General features: G+C 31.9%; 15 protein-coding genes. 7 read left to right on the plus strand and 8 right to left on the minus strand.

Going from position 1 to position 15,963, the window contains the following annotated elements; translation table 11 throughout:
* Positions 1-26: 26 nt before the first annotated feature.
* Entirely contained in the window at positions 27-878 is an 852-nt protein-coding gene (locus ACY3JJ_RS04035; RefSeq protein WP_463092500.1) for an aldo/keto reductase, read from the minus strand.
* A 173-nt stretch (positions 879-1,051) separates the two neighbouring features.
* Here ACY3JJ_RS04035 and ACY3JJ_RS04040 point away from each other — a divergent pair, with 173 nt between their 5' ends.
* Entirely contained in the window at positions 1,052-2,440 is a 1,389-nt protein-coding gene (locus ACY3JJ_RS04040) for an MATE family efflux transporter (protein ID WP_463092501.1), read from the plus strand.
* A complete protein-coding gene (lipB, locus tag ACY3JJ_RS04045) occupies positions 2,406-3,113 on the plus strand; it encodes a lipoyl(octanoyl) transferase LipB (RefSeq protein WP_463092502.1) in 708 nt (235 codons plus the stop codon). The genes ACY3JJ_RS04040 and lipB overlap by 35 nt, the downstream gene beginning before the upstream one ends.
* Here lipB and ACY3JJ_RS04050 read toward each other — a convergent pair.
* The 6 genes from ACY3JJ_RS04050 to ACY3JJ_RS04075 are packed head-to-tail and all read right to left on the minus strand — an operon-like array spanning position 3,055 to position 9,218.
* Positions 3,055-3,423, minus strand: a complete 369-nt coding sequence (locus tag ACY3JJ_RS04050) for a hypothetical protein (RefSeq protein ID WP_463092503.1) — start codon at positions 3,421-3,423, stop codon at positions 3,055-3,057. The genes lipB and ACY3JJ_RS04050 overlap by 59 nt on opposite strands.
* Position 3,424: 1 nt before the next feature.
* The gene (gene floA / locus ACY3JJ_RS04055) at positions 3,425-4,411 is read right to left on the minus strand and encodes a flotillin-like protein FloA (protein WP_463092504.1); all 987 of its coding nucleotides are present in this window, start codon (positions 4,409-4,411) and stop codon (positions 3,425-3,427) included.
* The gene (locus ACY3JJ_RS04060; protein ID WP_463092505.1) at positions 4,408-5,688 is read right to left on the minus strand and encodes an NfeD family protein; all 1,281 of its coding nucleotides are present in this window, start codon (positions 5,686-5,688) and stop codon (positions 4,408-4,410) included. The genes floA and ACY3JJ_RS04060 overlap by 4 nt, the downstream gene beginning before the upstream one ends.
* A 4-nt stretch (positions 5,689-5,692) precedes the next feature.
* Positions 5,693-6,157 (minus strand): hypothetical protein, encoded by a 465-nt coding sequence (locus ACY3JJ_RS04065; protein WP_463092506.1) that lies wholly within the window; start codon positions 6,155-6,157, stop codon positions 5,693-5,695.
* Between the two features lie 34 nt (positions 6,158-6,191).
* Complete coding sequence (locus ACY3JJ_RS04070) at positions 6,192-7,484, minus strand: ABC transporter ATP-binding protein (RefSeq protein WP_463092507.1); 1,293 nt, start codon at positions 7,482-7,484, stop codon at positions 6,192-6,194.
* A 21-nt stretch (positions 7,485-7,505) separates the two neighbouring features.
* Entirely contained in the window at positions 7,506-9,218 is a 1,713-nt protein-coding gene (locus tag ACY3JJ_RS04075; RefSeq protein WP_463092508.1) for an ABC transporter permease, read from the minus strand.
* 267 nt (positions 9,219-9,485) lie between these two features.
* Between ACY3JJ_RS04075 and ACY3JJ_RS04080 the strand changes: the two genes are divergently transcribed.
* On the plus strand, positions 9,486-11,999 hold the full coding sequence (locus ACY3JJ_RS04080) for a glycoside hydrolase family 57 protein (RefSeq protein ID WP_463092509.1): 2,514 nt from the start codon (positions 9,486-9,488) through the stop codon (positions 11,997-11,999).
* Positions 11,989-12,666, plus strand: coding sequence for a deoxyribonuclease V (gene nfi, locus ACY3JJ_RS04085; RefSeq protein WP_463092510.1), 678 nt, complete (start codon positions 11,989-11,991; stop codon positions 12,664-12,666). The genes ACY3JJ_RS04080 and nfi overlap by 11 nt, the downstream gene beginning before the upstream one ends.
* Here the strand turns inward: nfi and ACY3JJ_RS04090 are convergent.
* Positions 12,643-13,719 carry a DUF763 domain-containing protein gene (locus tag ACY3JJ_RS04090; RefSeq protein WP_463092511.1) on the minus strand — a complete coding sequence of 359 codons (1,077 nt, stop codon included), beginning with the start codon at positions 13,717-13,719 and terminating at the stop codon, positions 12,643-12,645. The two genes, nfi and ACY3JJ_RS04090, sit on opposite strands and share 24 nt — an antisense overlap.
* A 44-nt stretch (positions 13,720-13,763) precedes the next feature.
* Between ACY3JJ_RS04090 and ACY3JJ_RS04095 the strand changes: the two genes are divergently transcribed.
* The 3 genes from ACY3JJ_RS04095 (at position 13,764) to ACY3JJ_RS04105 (ending at position 15,957) form a co-directional block, all read left to right on the plus strand.
* On the plus strand, positions 13,764-14,225 hold the full coding sequence (locus tag ACY3JJ_RS04095; protein ID WP_463092512.1) for a DUF192 domain-containing protein: 462 nt from the start codon (positions 13,764-13,766) through the stop codon (positions 14,223-14,225).
* An 85-nt stretch (positions 14,226-14,310) separates the two neighbouring features.
* Positions 14,311-14,496 carry a ferredoxin gene (locus ACY3JJ_RS04100; protein WP_463092513.1) on the plus strand — a complete coding sequence of 62 codons (186 nt, stop codon included), beginning with the start codon at positions 14,311-14,313 and terminating at the stop codon, positions 14,494-14,496.
* A 69-nt stretch (positions 14,497-14,565) separates the two neighbouring features.
* Positions 14,566-15,957: a TldD/PmbA family protein gene (locus ACY3JJ_RS04105; RefSeq protein ID WP_463092514.1), complete on the plus strand. Its 1,392-nt coding sequence runs from the start codon at positions 14,566-14,568 to the stop codon at positions 15,955-15,957.
* The last annotated feature ends 6 nt before the right edge of the window (positions 15,958-15,963 follow it).

Raw genomic sequence — 15,963 nt, forward strand, 5'->3', positions numbered from 1 at the left:
GATCTGAAAATTCAAGATATAGTACATTAAGAAACTTTAAAAATTGGTTCTATATTTAATGCAAGTTTTTTTAAATACTCTAACTCCTCTTGAGTAATAGGATTAAAATTCATTCCAACCTCTATTGCCCATTGAAAAAACTTATATTCTCCTGGGGGTATAGCTGCTGTTATATTTAGGGAGAGGGTGAATCTTAATGCTAATTGAGCAAGTTCCTTATTATCAACAGGTTCATACCAACATTTAGGGTATTTTCTCTCTTGTCCTTCAGGAATAGAAGTTTTTGCCATAGCTTTTAAAGCTAAAATAGTAATACCTTTTTCTTTAGCTTTTTCAATTACTTGTGGACCGAAATTGCCATTGAAATAACATACCCAATTTATGGGAAATAAAATAGAATCAAAATTAAATACATCTAATAATTTTAATGCTATATCCGCAGAATGAGCGGAAAAACCTATATAACGAATTAAACCTTCATCCTTTGCTTTTAAAAAAGCTTCTAAGGCTCCATTAGGACCTATTACTTTTTGAAAATCATCCTCAGTAGTCATAGCATGAAGCTGATATAGATCAAAATAATCGGAATTTAATTTCTTTAGAGATTTTTTTAGTTCTTCTAAAGCTCCTTCTTTATCTCTTTGCATGGTTTTGCAAGCCAGAAATATTCTGTCTCGTTTTCCTTTGATAGCTGGACCAAGTTTATCTTCTGCATCTCCGTATGAAGGTGCGACATCAAAATAATTTATACCTAACTCTATAGCTTCTGAAACTCTCCTATTTGCTGTTTCTTGATCTTCATTCATTACTAATATTCCACCAAAGCCTATTATGGAAAGAGGTTCTTTATTTTTTCCGTAATATCTTTTCAGGATCATCTTTTTAATCCCCCTTTTTTTTTATTTTACCTTATTTTTTCTTTACAAAAAATAGAGATTTTTATTATAATATAACCCACACCCCCCTCCTTATGAGAGGCTGGAAAGAAAAAGTTTTTCCAGCCTCTCTCTTAATTAGAAGGATAAACAGTAAAAGGAGACTTTAAAAAGCGATGGGGCTTGACTATGAAGAGAGAAAAGAAATAGGTAAAAAGGTAATTACTCTTGCTATACCTGTCCTTTTAGAGAACCTTTTTCAACTACTATTTAGTTTTGTTGATATGATCTTTGTTGGATTTTTAGGTGCAACTGCTTTAGCTGCTGTAGGTTTTGGCATGCAGATAATTAATGTGATCCTTGCTATAATTTCAACCCTTACTACGGGTACAATGGTGATGGTGGCTTATAATGTAGGGGCAAAGAGATATAAAGATTTATCTGATTATTTACAAATTTCTTTAAATATTGGTTTATATTTATCAATTTTAATTTTGTTTTATGCCATATTTGGTATAGATGAGACCCTAAGGATGTTAGGAGCTAATGGGGAGCTTTTGAAACAAACATCTCTATATTTGAAATATATTCTTGTTCCCGGTATTCTTATGGTCTATATGAATATAATTTCATCTGCTTTAAGGGGAGCTGGTGATACAAGAACTCCTCTTTACATAACAATTTTTTCAAATACTATTAATATATTTCTTGATTATGTTTTTGTTTTTGGGAAATTTGGTTTTCCCAAAATGGAAGTTGCTGGGGCTGCTTTGGCAACAACTATTTCAAGATTTTTGGGGGTTATTGTACTTTTTCTTGTAATCTATAAAAAAAATAGGCTTTTTAAATCTTTTAGATCTATTTCTTTAAAAATTGAAAAAGAGAAAGCTTTTCAAATTCTTAGAATAGGTATACCCACATCAGTAGAAAGTCTACTTTTTAACGTAGGTGCTCTTCTTTATGCGACTATCGTTTTAAAGTTGGGAACAAAAGTCTATGCTGCTCATAGAATATCTCTTAATGTAGAGTCTCTTTCTTTTCAACCTGGTTTTGCTTTTGGAGTTGCTGTAACTGCTCTTGTAGGTCAATTTAAAGGGGCAGGAGAGGATAAAAAAGCTCTTTTAGCCTCGTTAGAAGCATGGAAGAGAGCAGTGATACTTATGGGTACAGTAGGATTAATTTTATTTTTGGTCCCAGAATATTTTGTACAGATTTTTAGCAGAGATAGAGAAGTAATTAGAATGAGTTGTTCTGCTTTAAGAATTATTGCTATAATACAACCTTTTTTGGCAACAGCTAATGTAATGTCTGGATCTTTAAGAGGAGCAGGATTTTCAAAAATTCCTATGATATATAGTGGTTTAGGTATGTGGTTAATAAGAATACCACTGGCTTATATACTCTCTATTAAACTTGGTTTAGGACTTGTTGGGGCTTGGATTGCGATGGCTACAGATATATCTTTCAAGGCAATTTGTAGTTTTTATATTTTTATAATAAAGAAGTATTATGAGAGAGTGAGTATAAAACTTGATAAAAGATATGGGCCAATTAGTAATTCTTAATCTTCCAAAAGTAAGATATTTAGATGCATGGGAACTTCAAAGAAAATTGCATTCCTTAAGAGTAGAAAATCTAATTCCAGATACCTTGATTTTGTTAGAACATTATCCAGTTATCACCTTAGGAAAGTTTGGTAAGGAAGAAAATCTCTTAAAAACGAAAGAAGAACTTAATAGCTTAGGAATTGAATATTTTCATGTGGATAGAGGTGGAGATATAACTTATCATGGTCCAGGACAATTAGTGGGTTATTTTATTTTTAGAGTTGAAGGAGTTAAAAATTTTATCTTTAAAATTGAAAATGCTTTAATAAAGCTATTAGAAGAGTATGGAATAGAATCGGAGATTGATGTCAAAAATCCAGGAGTATGGGTAGGAAATAAGAAAATTGCTGCCATAGGGGTAGCAATTAAAAAAAGAGTTTCTTATCATGGTTTTGCTCTAAATGTTAATAATGATTTGACACCTTTCTCTTTTATTATTCCTTGTGGTTTAAAAGATAAAGAAGTAACATCAATAAAAGAAGAGACCCACCGTGATGTAAACTTTGAAGAATTGAAAAATAAGATGGGTCTCTTCCTTTTTAAAGAATTTTATTTTTCAGAATTTAGAATAATTAATTTTTCCTCTTATGTGGAGGACTCCATCCTTGAAGAGCTCTTGGTTGACCTATAATCTCTATTAGTGCTATAATTTCTGGAAGATTGTTTTTCAAGCTTTTCTCTATATAAGGGGGCTCTTCTTGTGTTTTTTTTCCTTGAACAATTTCTTTGGTTTTACTCTCTTTTCTTGGTTTTTCTGAGTATAATGTAGATAAAACTTTGTTTTTTTCTTTTGGTGTGGACTCAGTTTTAGGCGTTTTCTCTAACTTTTCTTCTACTGGTTTAATGACAACTACTTTTTTCTGTTTATTAACTTCTTTAATGGCATTTAAAATGGCGGATAGAATTATGTATAATATATATAGGAATACTATCCATTCCATCTTAATCTTTACCTTCTTCTTTTGTTTGTCCAAGTTTAGATATGGCTTCTCTCATGGCTGTATCTGCCATAATATTTTTAAGAGTATAGTAATCTAAAACACCTATTTTACCAGCTCTCAATGCCTCTGCAACAGCTAATGGTACTTCTTTTTCTGCTTCTATTAACTTGGCTCTCATTTCTTGAGTAAAAGCTTTCATTTCTTGTTCTCTTGCTATAGCAAGAGCTCTTCTACTTTCAGCTTGCGCTTGAGCGATTCTCATATCAGCTTCTGCCTGATCCATTTTTAGTCTTGCACCTACGTTATTTCCAACATCCACATCTGCAATGTCTATAGAGACTATTTCAAAGGCAGTACCAGCATCCAATCCTTTTGCAAGTACAGTTTTTGATATACTATCAGGATTTTCTAATACTTCTTTATAGCTCTCTGCAGAACCTATTGTAGTTACGATACCTTCACCAACTCTTGCTATTATGGTAGCTTCACCAGCTCCTCCCACAAGTCTCTCAATATTAGCTCTTACAGTTACCCTTGCTTTAGCTTTCAGCTCAATTCCATCTTTTGCGACAGCTGCAACTGTGGGAGTTTCGATAACCTTTGGATTTACACTCATTTGTACTGCTTCTAAGACATCTCTTCCAGCAAGATCTATAGCAGCAGCTTTCTCAAAGGTTAAAGGAATTCCAGCTCTTTGTGCAGCGATAAGAGCATTTACTACTCTATCCACATTACCTCCTGCTAAATAATGAGCTTCTAATTTATCTAATGTAACTTCCGATAGTCCTGCCTTATGAGCTTTAATTAGAGAATTAATTATTATTCCAGGCGGTACTCTTCTAAGCCTCATTCCGATAAGATCAGTAACTTTTATTCGTACACCAGCTGCAAGAGCAGAGATCCAAAGTCCTAAGGGTACAAAGCTAAAGAATATTACTAAGAAAATTAAAACTAAGATTAGGATTAGAAAACCTAAAACTACACTCATTTTTCCCTCCTCCTTACAAAAATTTTATTCCCCTCTACTTTTACCACTACAATCTCTGTATTTGGTTCAATGAATTCTGATTCTGTATATGCCTCTAATTTTTCTCCATCTACTTCAATATAACCTGTAGGTCTTAACATTGTTAGAGTTATTCCCTTTTTTCCAATAAGATCTGTTCTTTCTTTAACAGCAGTATATCCTAAATCTTTCTTTTGATCTTGAGGAATATTTAAGATTTTCCAAAATCTGCTTCTTGGAAGGTAAAAGATAAGAAATATAATAAGGGAAGCTACTACAAAAATTCCTGTAAGAATTGCTTGGGTAGTTCTCCCCTTTTGAGCTATAGTAAGATATATACTGAAAAATACTGAAATACTACCTAATATTCCTGGGATTCCAAATCCTGGGGTATGTATTTCTATAAAAATTAGAAGAAGCCCCAATAAAAACAATAGTACTGTTTCAAGACCTGAAAGCCCTGCCAAGTAATGCCCTCCAAAGAATAGACCTAAACAAACAATGGCTAATATTTCAGGAACACCTAATCCAGGGGTAAAGATAGCTACATAAAGACTTAACATTCCTATAGTCAAAATTATACTAGATACTGTTGGATCTGTTATAAATCTTACAATATTTTCAGACCAAGTAGGATTAAGCTTTACAAGATTTGTATCCTTTAATTTGAAGAAATTTAGTACATCATCCATATTAGAAGCAATAAGATCTGCAAATTTAAGTTTTTTAGCCTCTTCTGCGTATAATGTAAGAATTTTGCCTTTTTCTTTTATACCAGGTATGTAGATGCTTGCATCTACCATTCCTGCTGCTATTTTGGGATCTCTTCCTCTTTTCTTTGCGGTACTCTCGAACTCAGCTTTAAGAGCAGAGATAATTTTTTCTTCTGCAGGTCTCGGTTCTGCTGCTCCAATGCTTCCAGATGGAGATATGGCGATTTTTTCACACGCAAGCGCTATTAATGCACCTGCAGACCAGGCTCTATCTTTTATATATGCAATGGTTGTTATGGGAGTATTAAGGATAGCATCTCTAATCTTTGTTGCTGCATCTACCCTTCCACCAAATGTATCAATTTCAAATATAAAAGCTTTTGTGTTTGGATGTTCTCTAATACTTCTTTCTACGAAAGAAGAAAGCCCTAATTCGATGGTTCCTTTAATAGGTATTATATATACCGACTCTTGGGCAGGAACTGAAATGGAAATGATCCATAGAAGAAGAATAAAAAGAATTAAGAAAAACTTTCCTTTTTTCAAATTTTTACCCTCCCGGCTTTTCCTTAGTATAATGGAGAGAAAGATAGGGAATAAGAAAGGAAAAAGGAAGAAGAGAAAAGGATATGGTGGGAGATAAAAATTGAGTATTTTGTAAAGAATAGAGAATAATTATTACATTACATATAAATCCTAATATAAATGCTTCTTTATCCCTTCTAAAAAGTACTTCTTTTATTACAGGAAGATATATGAGAAATAAAAATTTAGAGATAAAATTTTTAAAGATAAACAGGTGAATAAGAATAAAGATCTCATCTAAAACTGAGATAGTAAGAGTTTCATTGATTTTATTGTGGGATGAAAAGTAATAAAGAATAAAACTATAAAAAATAGAAGATAATATTACGAGATATTGTAATAAGTCTTCAAAAAATATATTGGATATAACATAAGTATAAGTCAATAGAAAGGTTAATATTCTTATCCTGCTTATAGCAACAGTTTCCAAAATTCTAACCTCCCATTATTTATTTTATCACAGATTATGTTTCCGAAGAAAGATTAATTAACTCTGATGTTTCAGGCAAATAGAGTTCATCCTTATCATCATCATATTCAAAGAGTTCTGCATATCGGCCCCAATCTATGAGTGTATCTAATTGTCTTTCTGCCTCTTTTGGTGTAAGGTTTTTCCTTAATAAATCTAAAAAGAAAGACCTTGGAACCTTATGGTTTGATTTTGATTGAAGGACTTTGACTATCTGCTTTAAGAATGGAACTTTTTCAATTGCTAAAGTTTTAAAAATTTCTTTCCTCTCTAACACATCTGCTTCTGCAAATTTTTTACCAGCCTCAGTAAGTATTAAATCACCTTCTTTAACCTCAGCAAAACCTAAAAGTTCGCAGGCTTCTACAATAGGTAATAAATCTTCAACGTCCATGAGAAGTTCCTCTCCTAATTTGTATATATCAGCTTTCCCCTCTAAATCATTGACAAGTTCAACTAATCCTGTTATAGAACCTACGCTTGCTTCAGGGATGTGAATATGTCTTTTTTCTTTCCATAAGATCTTTTCCAATGGTTTACCAGTCAAAGTGCTATATATTTCATCTACAATCCCCAAAAATTCTTGAGATTTTTTATCTCTCCAATGAGGTATGTTTATTCTTTTTTCTTTAATTATCTTTCCAGGATCTTTACTTAACAAAATGATTCTATCTGCCATATATACAGCTTCCTCAATACTATGAGTAACTAAAATTATAGCTTTAGTTGGAATTCTTTTTTCTATCCATAATTCAATAAGGTCATTTCTTAAGTTTTCTGCTGTTAATACATCTAAAGCAGAAAAAGGCTCGTCTAAAAGGAGAATATCAGGTTCCATTACTAAAGCCCTGGCAAAACCTACTCTCTGTCTCATACCTCCAGAAAGCTCTTTAGGATATGCATTTTCAAAACCATCAAGTCCTATCAAATCTATTGCTTCTGTAGCCTTTTTTCTCCTTTCTTCAGGGGGTAAACCTTTTGCCTTTAGTCCTAATTCCACATTTTCCAAGACAGTAAGCCATGGAAATAGAGCAAAATTTTGGAAGACCATCGCTACCCCAGGATTTATATCTTTTATTTCTTTACCCTTAAAATATACTTTTCCTTTATTAGGTCTTATAAGTCCTGCTATAATCCTAAGTAGGGTTGATTTTCCAGATCCTGATGGTCCTAAAAGGGCCAAAAAATCTCCTTCATTAACTGTAAAGTTAATATTATCTAATACTGTAACAATGCCCTCTGGAAAGGTAAAGCTTACAGTTATATTTTCTAATTTAAGAAGTTCCATGATTTAAATACCTCCTAATGATCATGATAGCATTTCTTCTGATTTCTTAAATAATCTTTTCCAGAATAAACGGTTTATAGTCACCACCATGATAGCCATAGTAATAGTACTACCAGCAAGGAGAGCATTATTTCCTGTACTTGAGGCTTCAGTTATCAAGGCTCCAAGACCCTTTATTTTTATCACCTTATTTTGAAATTCTATATATTCAGAAACAATACTCGCGTTAAATGCTCCTCCCATTGCTGTAATACCACCAGTTACAAGGTAGGGTAATATGGAAGGTAATATAAGTATCTTCCATTGTTCTTTTCTATTAAGTTTAAGAAGTTTGGAAACTTCGATAAGATCTTTTGGAATAGACATACCTCCTGCAATAATATTAAAAAGTAGATACCATTGAGTACCTAATAACATTAAAATAATACTTGCTAAATTTAGCCCTCCTGATAGGTTTATAAGATACATAATGATAATAGGAAATATGGCTGTTGCAGGAATGGATGCAACTATTTGTACTATTGGTTGTAATATTTTAGAAAGTTTTGGATTCATTCCAATTTTTACACCTAAAGGTAAGGTCCATAATAAAGCAATAATAACTGCTAAGGATACTCTTAAAAGTGTTAGGAGTGCAGCGGTAAGAATTTCTTCCCAGGTAGTTAAAGGTAATTTGATTAATAGATCTAATAATCCGAAGACTCCTCTTAATACTAATAATCCTAAGAGGGAAGATACAATAATATTTAAGATCTTTGGAAATATAGATATATTTGGGGTTTTTAGAGTTTTCTCTGTATAATATCTTACAAAAAATTGGTTTAATTTCTCTTTTAGAGGATCAGCGATATGGTTTTTTATAAATTCAAATATTCTTGAACGTCGATACCATAATAATACTCTTGATTCATAAGTTTCTTCATCTTGAACAAATTCTATTTTAAATTTTTGTCCCCATGCAATAAGAGGTCTCCATACTAATTGATCTAAAAGTATGATCACAATAACTAATGTAAATAAGCCATAGAATAATTTTGTTAAGTCTCCTTCTATGGCTGAAAATGATAGATAAGAGCCAATGCCTGGTAATACGAAATTTTGATTTGTTAATGTAAACATTTCACAGGCCATAAGGAAAAACCAGCCCCCAGCCCAGGACATCATACTGTTCCATATGAGACCTATAGCAGCATATGGAAATTCTAAATTCCAAAACCTTTGCCAAGGATTTAGCTTTAAAAGCTTAGCTGCCTCTCTGAGATCTCGAGGTATGGATATTAGGGATTGATAAAAACTAAATACCATGTTCCATACTTGTCCTGTAAATATTAATATAATAGATGTAAGCTCTAGTCCTATTTTGGAGCCAGGAAAAAGTGATATTACTGCCATAAATACAGGTGGTAAAAAGGACAAGACAGGTATAGATTGGAGAATGTCAAGGAGAGGAATTAATATCTTTTCCAAGTTTTTCTTATAGGCCGCAGTATAGGCATATACAATGGTAAAAATTAAAGAAATAATATAAGCGAAGATCATTCTTATAAGTGAAAAGATAGCATAAAGGGGAAGTTTTAGGGGGGATAGATCAAGATATATTTGTTGGGTGGGTTTTGAATAGATAGTATTTAAGGTTGCAATGGAGTAAATAATACTTCCTATAAAGAGGAATATTATTATGTCTCCAACAGAAAATTTTCGATATTTTATTGGAGACCAGATTAGCCTGGGCATTTTCTCTGGCCTCCTTTACGTAAGGGAGAGAGTCTACTTTTTTCCATAATATCTTATCTCCTTTCCTTTGTATTGTAGTAATGAAAGAGTTACATCTCGGAATTACGTCTTCATTCTTACTACTCATACAATTTATTCTCTCCCTCCCTTCTTTTTTTCTTTGTTATAACACTTAACCTAATAATCGTCAATTACTTGATGATAAAAGGATATAATGATATTATACAATTGATTTTTAACACGTATTAATATATGGAGGTTCATATAATGAATGAAAACAAATTATATATAGCTTTTGTATGGCACATGCATCAACCTTATTATAAAGATATTATTAATAATCTTTCCCTTTTTCCATGGGTGAGGCTTCATGCAATTAAAAATTACTACAATATGGTGTCCATATTAAGAGATTTTCCCAAAATTAAGCAAACTTTTAATTTAGTTCCAAGTTTACTAATGCAAATTGAAGAATATTTAAATGGGACAACTACGGATCTTTGGCTTGAATATACACTTAAAAAAGTGGAGGATTTAAATGAAAATGAGAGAAAATTTATTAAAGACAACTTTTTTCTGCTTAATAAGGAGAAAATGGGGTTTATTTTTGATAGGTTTAAAGAATTGTATGATAAAAAGTTAAAAAATGAAGATTATTCTAATCAGGATTATTTAGATTTGCAGGTTTTATATAATCTGGCTTGGTTTGATCCTGAATTTAGGGAAAAGGATGAATTTTTGAGAGGATTATGTAAAAAAGGAAGATTTTTTAATGAAGAGGAAAAAGTAAAACTGATAGAGAAACAGTTTTATATAATTAAAAATTTATTTTCTCTTTATAAAGAGATACAAGATTCAGGGCAAATAGAAATAACTTTTTCTCCCTTTTTTCACCCCATATTACCACTTCTTGTAAGTACCGAGAATGCTAAGATATCTACTCCAGATTTACCTTTACCTTCTTTTAGCTTTTCTTATCCTGAAGATGCAAAAGCTCAAATAATTTTAGGAAAGGAATATTATAAAAAAATTTTTTCAAGAGAACCTATAGGAATGTGGCCTTCTGAAGAGGCTGTTTCTCCAGAGGTTATAGTTTTATGCTCTGAGCTTAATATAAAGTGGATAATTACAGATGAGAAAATTCTTGGAAAGACTATTGGAAAAGAGATAGTGAGAGATAGTAATGGAAATATTTTAAATCCAGAAATTTTGTGTAAACCATATAGAGTAAATATTAATGGTAAAGGAGTTAATATAGTGTTTAGAGATCAGTTCTTATCAGACATGATAGGCTTTGTTTATATGAATATGAATCCCTATGATGCAGCTAAGAATCTGTATGAGAGAATAATTAAAATAAAGGATAGATTACCCAAGGATCGGTCTTATCTATTGACTATTGCTTTGGATGGTGAAAACTGCTGGGAATATTATGATAATGATGGTAGAGATTTTTTAAGGCATCTTTATACATTGATTGAGAATTCTAATGAAGTTGAAACTACAACGGTCGGGGAGTTTATACTTAAAAATCCTCCAAAGGATACTTTAAACTATGTTTTTACAGGATCTTGGATAAATACTGATCTTACTACTTGGATTGGAGAGCTTGAAGAAAATTTGGCTTGGGATTATTTGAGTTTAGTTAGAGCCTATTTAGAAAGAGGAATTAAAAAAGCCTATTTTGATAAGGAAAGTTTAGATTGGAAAAGCTTATGGGCTGCTGAGGGGAGTGATTGGTTCTGGTGGTATGGAGATGATCAAGATTCAGGCCATGATGAGGTATTTGATTATATATTTAGAGAACATTTGAAAAATGTTTTTAGATCACTAAATAGAGATTATCCTACTTTTTTGGATTTTCCCATTGTCTTTAAAAATCCTATTTGGAAATCAAGAGAATCTTTTATTTTTACTCCTAAAATAGACGGGAAAGTTACTTTCCAAGATGAGTGGATGCTTTCTTCTTTAAATCTTTTGGGGGAAGATGGATTGATAAAGGGAATATATTATGGCTATGATCTTGAGAATCTTTATATAAGGATTGATGTAAAAAATGGGAAGGTGAATGATTTCTTTGATAAGGGAATATCCTTAAAATTAAATTTTAGGGATTATACTAAAGAAATATTATCTTTGGAAATATCAAAAGACAATAAAACATCTTTAAGTGATGATATATTTTGGGCTTTAGATGAAATTTTAGAAATAAGAATTCCCCTTAATATAGTTTTTTTACATAATGAAAAACTTCTTTTTGATATTCAACTTCTTAAAGATACAAAGGTTTTAGAGAGTTATCCTAAAGACTCTAAAGGGTTTATGGTTAGAAAGCCAGGATCTCTGGAAGAACTTATAACAAAGCTTTATTTTCAAAGGATTAATAAGGAAAAAGTGGCTATTATAGATTCCTTTATACTAAAGAGAAAAGAGGGGGAATTTTATAACCTTTATACTAAAGTTGTGATAGAGAATAGAACTTTTGATAATAATGTGGATTTATCTTTTTCTGGTGATATTTTTAAAATAAGGAAAATTATTTATTTAGATGAATTTATTTTATTCTTACTAGCCTTAAGAGATTTAAATATTTTTATCTTATCAAATTACACTATATTTTATCCTTTTGCTTACTCTGTAAAACTGAATAATGTCTATATTCTTAAGCCCAAAAATTCAATGAAAAGATTTATAGATATTTATATGAGTAAATGTGGCGGGGATAAGAATCTGAATATAGATATGGAGAAGTTAGGAAGTATAGAGATTTATGGATTATGAAAGGTTTTTTGTCTGGAAAAGTAGAGATGAAGCAATAAAAATTCAAGAGGAGCTAAAAAGAAAAATTATTTTAAAAGATGGGTTTATTAATATAAACACAGTAGGTGGTGTGGATACATCTTTTTCTAAAGATGTTGCATTATCTGTTATTGTAGTTATGAATTACAAAACATTAGAGTTAATAGAAGTTTCTTATCATTCAATGGATGTAACAGTTCCTTATATGCCAGGTTTTTTAAGTTTTAGAGAAGGCCCAAGTATAATGAAGGCTTGGGAGAAACTCAGAATAAAGCCTGATATATTAATCTTTGATGGTCAAGGCATAGCACATCCAAGAAGATTGGGTATTGCGTCTCACGTAGGGGTAATATTAGATATAACAACCATAGGGTGTGCTAAAAGTTTATTAATAGGAGATTTTAAAGAACCTGATAATAAAAAGGGAGCATTTAGTTATATATATGATAAGGGAGAGGTTATCGGTGCGGTTTTAAGGACAAAAGAGAATGTAAAACCTATATATATATCTCCTGGTCATAAAGTTTCGTTAGAATCCTCTATAAAAATTTCGATTAATTGTACTTTCAAATACAGATTGCCTGAACCTATAAGATTAGCCCACATATACAGTAAGAAGATTCTATTAGATCTTAAAAAAGAAAGATAATTTTTTAAGAGTTTCTATTTCTTCTCTTCTACCTAATTTTGCATTTTTAATCGCCTTTTCTAATATTTCTATGGATTTATCATAATTTCTTTTGTCTACAGGATAGGGATGTCCGTCTTTTCCGCCGTGAGCAAAAGAGAACCTTGCTGGATCTTTTATGCTTGCTGGATTTCCATATACAAGCTCGGATATCAATGCTAAAGCTCTAAGAGTTTTTGCTCCTACACCTTCCCTTAGCATTAAATCTTGGAAATCCTTTGGAGGATTTTCATAGTTTTTCAATAATACAGTCTTAAGATTTTCAGGCTTTATTTCTCTAGCAGTTATTGGATGGTGGGGAGGTAGTCTTAAAGAAACTTTTTCCCATAGTCTTGTTATATCTTCTGGCCTTTCGTGAAATAAATATGTTATTGTTTCCTGAGCTTTTTTACTTTCTTTTGAAACCAGGTTTAATACATAATTTTCAAATCTTTCACTAATAATACCTTTATGGGGATCTTCTACAAAACTTTTTATTTCATCTCCTAACCAATGATATCTTCTTGCATAGTGGTTTTTTTCATTCATTCCTTGTTGGATAACACACCATTTGTCATTTTTTGTAAATACTAGAAGATGGGTATACAATTGATATCCATCCTGAATGGCATTATTATCTACTCTCGCTACTATTCTACTTATAAAGATCCATTTATTTGGATCAATGTTACTTTTCTCTGATATTTTTATGATTTCCTTAGGAGTATTTAAAGCTGTTTTCCCCTTTCCTCCTACTATATAAAGTCCTATGTCATCTGGAATTTCTCTAAGAGCTTCTTTAAGTGCGGATCCAGTAGTTGTTGTAAGTCCACTGGAATGCCAATCGAAGCCTAATATGCATCCTAAAGCTTGAAACCAGTAAGGATCTGAAAGTTTTTTTATAAGATCATCAATTTTGTTCTCCATATAGAATAGAAGAATAATTTCTCTTGATAGCTTTTTCATTCTCTGAAAAAGCCATTGAGGCGCTTTACCAGTATGAAGAGGTAATTCTGCAAATTCTCTTTTTATCATACTATAATTATAGCAAGAAATAAAAAGAAAGGGGCTATTATGTAATGAAAAAGTTTATATTTTTAATGATTTTTGGGATCCTAATTATATCTTTAGTAACTTTGGGAACTTCTAAGACAGTTTTTCCAAAGGGAAGACTTATTATTACCCAAAGCAATAGAAGTTTGGAGATTCCAATAGAGATAGCTGATAGGGAAGAATTGCATACTTTAGGACTCATGTATAGAAAGGATATACCATGGGAGTATGGAATGCTCTTTATATTTTCCACCGATGTATCCTACGGTTTTTGGATGAAAAATACGTATGTACCGTTAGATATTGCATTTATTTCTTCTGATAAGAGTATCTTTAATATTCAGAGAATGTTACCATGTAAAGAGGGTAAAGATTGTCCTGTGTATTATAGTCCTAAACCCTATAGATATGCTTTGGAAGTTAAAGCAGGATTTTTTGAAAGATTTAAATTCTCTGTAGGAGCTAAAATAGATTACATAAGAGAATAATTGTTGACTTTTAGGATAAAATTTTCTATTCTTTAAGAGAATTTTTTAAGATGATAATACTATATTATAAAAGGAGGTTAATTAAATGAGCGTACCAAAGGTAAATAGAGAACTTTGTATTGGGTGTGGTGTTTGTGCATCTTTATGCCCTGATGTTTTTGAGATTGATAGCGAAGGAAAAGCTGTTGTAAGAGAAGGGGCTGATTGTGAGTCTGCTGGTTGTTGCCAAGATGCAGCAGATTCTTGTCCAGTCGGTGCAATTACTCTTTAAGAATTATTTAAAGATTTGAGGGGGAGATGAAACTCTCCCCCTTAAGGTTAATAATTGAGGTTAATGAATATGTTAAATAAAAACTTAATAGAAGAAATTCTTGATATTACTCTCAGACATGGGGGAGAATTTTCAGAGATATTTTTAGAAAATTCTTGTTCCCTTTATTTTTATTGGGATGATAGGAAGGCGGAAGAAGTAATTTATGGAGAGGATATAGGGGCTGGTATAAGGATTATTCAAGGAGACAAAGCGTATTATGGTTATACTACTGATATAAGTGAATTTGGTTTAAAGAAGCTTGCTCATGATTTATCAGAGGTAGTTATTAAAGGAGAAAACAGTAAAAAGGTAGTTATAGAGGATAAAAAGGAATTTATTACCAAAGCATTGAAAGATTATAGATCGGTAGAGGTTAGAGAAGGTATTGACCTTTTGAAAATAATGGATGAAAGTTCAAGAAACTATAGTCCAAGAATCGTCCAATTTACATCATTAATAAGGAACCATACCCAGGAAATACTTATAGCAAATAGTGATGGTGACTTTGTAGAAGAAAAGAGAGTGCGAAGTGTCGTTTATGGGTTTGCAGTTGGTGAAAAAGATGGACTTATACAAACTGGTTATGAGATTGTAGGGGCTACTTTAGGCTGGGAGCTTTTTACTGAGGATTTAGTTAAGAATGTAGCTTTAGAGGCTTCTCGTAGAGCTATTTTAATGTTAGAAGCTGAGGAAGCACCTGCTGGAATTATGCCTGTGATTATTTCTTCTCAGGCCGGGGGTGTTCTAATTCATGAGGCAGTAGGTCATGGTTTGGAGGCAGACTTAGTTGAAAAAGGTGTTTCTGTTTATAAAGATAAGATAGGGGAGAGAGTAGCTTCTGATTCTGTGACATTAGTAGATGCTGGTGTGTTGGAAGAAAAATATGGAAGTTCTTATGTAGATGATGAAGGAGTTAAAACAAATTATAATGTGTTAATAGACAGGGGAATATTAAAAAATTATATGCATTCAAGAATTACTGCTAAAAAGTTTGGAGTAGCTCCTACTGGCAATGGTAGAAGACAAAGTTTTAGATATCCACCAATCCCAAGGATGACTAATACTTTTATCCTTCCTGGGAATAGTAAGTTAGGGGATATATTAGATAAAGTAGAAAAAGGTCTTTATGTGGTAAAAATGGGTGGTGGTCAGGTTGATACAGTCTCAGGAGATTTTGTTTTTGAGATTGAAGAAGGTTATATGATAGAATCTGGAAAAATTAAAAATCCTGTGAGGGGAGCTACTTTGATAGGTAATGGGCCTAAAATCCTTGAGAAAATAGAATTGATAGGTGATGATATTGGTTTTACTCCAGGAACATGTGGAAAGGATGGTCAGGGTGTACCTGTTACTGATGGAATGCCTACCATATTAATATCTGAGATTACTGTAGGTGGAACTAAAAAGAGGGAGGATTAAATTTTT

It is taken from the genome of Dictyoglomus sp. DH, from assembly GCF_055181375.1.